Annotated in this window: 4 protein-coding genes; 3 read left to right on the forward strand and 1 reads right to left on the reverse strand. The window is 71.8% G+C overall.

Features of this window, described 5'->3' with window-relative positions; translation table 11 throughout:
* The first annotated feature begins 99 nt into the window (after positions 1-99).
* Together ACEPPI_RS40170 and ACEPPI_RS40175 are read left to right on the forward strand one after the other, a co-directional pair.
* Entirely contained in the window at positions 100-1,302 is a 1,203-nt protein-coding gene (locus ACEPPI_RS40170; RefSeq protein WP_373920192.1) for a molybdopterin-dependent oxidoreductase, read from the forward strand.
* Positions 1,299-1,838 (forward strand): hypothetical protein, encoded by a 540-nt coding sequence (locus tag ACEPPI_RS40175; RefSeq protein ID WP_373920189.1) that lies wholly within the window; start codon positions 1,299-1,301, stop codon positions 1,836-1,838. Before ACEPPI_RS40170 ends, ACEPPI_RS40175 begins: the two co-directional genes overlap by 4 nt.
* Here the strand turns inward: ACEPPI_RS40175 and ACEPPI_RS40180 are convergent.
* A complete protein-coding gene (locus tag ACEPPI_RS40180; RefSeq protein ID WP_373920190.1) occupies positions 1,808-2,485 on the reverse strand; it encodes a methyltransferase domain-containing protein in 678 nt (225 codons plus the stop codon). The two genes, ACEPPI_RS40175 and ACEPPI_RS40180, sit on opposite strands and share 31 nt — an antisense overlap.
* Positions 2,486-2,838: 353 nt before the next feature.
* Here ACEPPI_RS40180 and ACEPPI_RS40185 point away from each other — a divergent pair, with 353 nt between their 5' ends.
* Positions 2,839-3,195 carry a hypothetical protein gene (locus ACEPPI_RS40185; RefSeq protein ID WP_373920191.1) on the forward strand — a complete coding sequence of 119 codons (357 nt, stop codon included), beginning with the start codon at positions 2,839-2,841 and terminating at the stop codon, positions 3,193-3,195.
* The last annotated feature ends 124 nt before the right edge of the window (positions 3,196-3,319 follow it).

The following is a 3,319-nucleotide window of genomic DNA, read 5'->3' on the forward strand; positions in this document are numbered from 1 at the left end:
CGTCCACACTTAGCCTACCGGCGCCCCGCAGGGCCGCCCGCGGCGGCGGCGGCGGCCCCGCCGCCCGGCCCCGCCCGGCCGGAGTTCTGGCGCAGCCCCCTGCGGGGCCCCTGGCTGACCGGTGTGTTCGGACTGGTCCTCCTGGCCGGGGTCACCCTGCTGTTCCTCACGGGCCTGCTGTCGTACGCGGCCTACAACCCCGACCTCGCCGCACGCAACGACCAGACGCCGGACAAGGGGTGGCTCGGGTTCTACCTCTTCACCTGGCCTACCTCTCCCTCCTGGCTGTACCGGCTCACCCAGGGCGTACACACCGTGCTGGGGGTGGCCCTGGTGCCGGTCCTGCTGGCCAAGCTGTGGTCGGTGATCCCGAAGCTGTTCGAGTGGCCGCCCGTAAGGTCCGCCGCACACGCCCTGGAGCGCCTCTCGCTCCTGCTGCTGGTGGGCGGCGCCGGGTTCACCTTCGTCACCGGGATCCTCAACATCCAGCTCGACTACATCTTCCCGGGCTCCTTCTACACCCTGCACTTCTACGGCTCCTGGGTCTTCATCGGCGCGTTCGCCGTCCACGTGGCGTTCCGTCTTCCCCGCGCCGTGCGTGCGGTCCGGGGCGGCGGGAGCCACCAGCCCGCATCCGGCTCCCGAGAAGCCGCCGGGCTGGTCTCGCCACATCCGGCCCGTCCTACGATCTCCCGCCGCGGGGCGCTCGCCATGGTCGGATCCGGCTCCTTCGCGCTCCTCTTCGTGACCGCCGGGCAGAGCATCGGCGGCTGGTGGCGGCAGACGGCCCTGCTGGCCCCGCACGGCCGCGACCCGGGTACGGGACCGAACGGCTTCCAGATCAACAAGACCGCCGCGTCCAGCGGGATCCGGCCCAGCGACATCGGCCCCGCCTGGCGGCTGACAGTGCGCGGCGGCGGCCGACAGGTGGTGCTGACGCGCGAGATGCTCCTCGCCCTCCCCCAGAACGAGGCGGCCCTTCCGATCGCCTGCGTGGAGGGATGGTCCACCCCCGACCAGCAGTGGTCGGGCGTACGACTCGGCGACCTCGCCGCCCTCGTCGGGCTCGGTACCGACACCCCGCAGGTCCTGGTCGAGTCGGTGCAGCGCGGAGGTTCGTTCTCCTCCGTGGTCCTCGCACCGAACCAGGCACGCGACCACCGTTCGCTCCTCGCGGTGCGGGTCAACGGCGCCGATCTCTCCCCGGACCACGGCTACCCGGCACGCGTGATCATCCCGGCCGCTCCGGGCGTCCACAACACCAAGTGGGTCACCCGCCTCACCTTCGGAGAGCCCGTATGACCCCCCGTTCCGCCCGTTCCGCCCGCGGCCCGGCCTTCCGCCACCGCTACGGTGCCTCCCCGCTCCACCTGCTCCTCGTCCTGGCCTCCTTCGCCCTCGCCGTGTACGCCGGGATCAGGCTCCTGAACGGTGACACCGTGGGCGTGGCGATCTGGTTCGTGGGAGCCGCGCTCGTGCACGACCTGCTCCTGCTCCCCTTGTATTCGCTCACCGACCGGGCGGCCCAGCGGCTGCTTCCCGGGCACCACCCCTCCGGTGAGAGCGTGCCGAAGCCGAGCGTCAACCACCTGCGCGTCCCGGGTTTCATCTCCGGTCTGCTGCTCCTGGTGTGGTGGCCGCTGATCCTGCAGCAGGGCGGGCACTACACCGCCTACACCGCCCTGCCCGCCGACGGATTCCTCACCCGATGGCTCCTCATCACCGCCGGCCTGTTCATCGGCTCTGCCGCCGTCTTCCTGATCGGGACGTGGCTGCGGCTGCGGCCCCGGCGCAGGGAGATCCGCGCTCAGGCCCGCGCACGCAAAGCCACGAAGTGACGCTCGTCCCGGGGGCCGGTCCACCGCTCGGTGGCCGACCAGCCTGACTCCCGGGCGAGCCGTTCCAGCGCGGACGGGCCCACGGCCGCCCAGGAGAACACCGGGCTCACCGCCCGCTGCCCGGCGTACAGACGCACCCGCCGCCGTTCGTCCACCTCCGTCGCGGACACCTCCACGATCAGCAGCCCCCCGTCGCGCACGAGATCACCGATCCGCCGCAGAAGCAGGCCCGGGTCACCGCCGATGCCGATGTTCCCGTCGATGAGCAGCGCCGTACCCCAACCGCCTTCCGCCGGCAACGGGTCGAACACCGAGCCGCTGCGCGCGGGCCCGCCCCGGCACACCGTGGAAATCACGGCCGAGGTGCACACATCGATGCCCAGTACCTCACTCCCCCGCCGGGCCAGGGCTTCCACCAGGCGGCCCGCCCCACAGCCGATGTCCAGCACCCCGCCCTCACACCGTGCCAGTACCGTCTCGTCCCCCACGTCCGGCAGCCCGGTCCACCGCATCACCTCCAGGGGAAGGAGCCAGCCCTCCCCGTCCCTGAGCGAGAGGTCCCCCTCCCGCGAGTCCATCGCCTGCGCGTAGGGCCTCCCGTTCCACGGCTCCGGCCGGACCGTCTTCCCCGAAACCGCGCCGATCACAGCCAGCTCCCTCTCCCGCGCCCTGTTCCAACGACCGCCGATGCCCGTTTGCCGGCAACCCCGGCAACCCCGGCACCTCCGTCGCCACATGACAGCACGTCGCCGTGCGATGCGGCAGGATCCCGTGCGGCCATGGGTTTCGTGTCCGCGTCGGGCACGACTTCCTGTCGGGGCCGATCGCCCGGCTGCTGTGGAAGCAGGAACGGCGCTCTGGTCCGATCAGGTGGCGCCGGGGTGACGCACCAGAGCGGGTGATCAGGCGGATCGATTCGCCTCCGGACACCCCTCCTAGGGTCGGGCACGCACCACCCCGAGATCACCTTCGATCACCTCCGGAAGGGACCCTTCCCGCCATGAAGCTCCGCTCCACCGCCGGCGCCTGTCTCGGCGCCCTCACCCTGGTCCTGTCGCTCGCCGGCTCGGCCCAGGCCGCCCAGGGGAACTTCCATTACAAGTACGTCGACGGCCACGGGCAGGAACAGTTCGCGACCCTGCACGACCCGCACAGCGGCAAGTGCATCAACCTCTATCCCGTCGGCCACGACGACGAGCAGCCGGGCTACGGCCCGCACAATGACACCGACACCGCCGTCACCGTCTACCTCGGTGCGAACTGCCAGGGCGCCGAGTGGCGGCTGAAGGCCCACGGCAAGCCGGCCAAGGACACCCTGGAGGTCCGCTCCGTCCGCTTCGACGCCCCTCAGGAATAAGGGACGTCCGAAAGCGCGGGCCGGCCCCCGGGGGGGGCCCCCCCCACACTCCCCCCCCCCGGGCCACCCCGGGGGTGTTTTGCGCGGTGGTGTGGGGTTTTGGTCAAACCCGGGGGTTGTGGGG

This window comes from Streptomyces sp. AB3(2024), from assembly GCF_041862025.1.
In the GTDB taxonomy this organism is placed as follows: domain Bacteria; phylum Actinomycetota; class Actinomycetes; order Streptomycetales; family Streptomycetaceae; genus Streptomyces.

Bases quoted from the DNA above. Each gene is read 5' to 3' on its own strand.
- ACEPPI_RS40185 (WP_373920191.1), top strand. From the start codon at position 2,839: ATGAAGCTCCGCTCCACCGCCGGCGCCTGTCTCGGCGCCCTCACCCTG.
- ACEPPI_RS40175 (WP_373920189.1), top strand. From the start codon at position 1,299: ATGACCCCCCGTTCCGCCCGTTCCGCCCGCGGCCCGGCCTTCCGCCAC.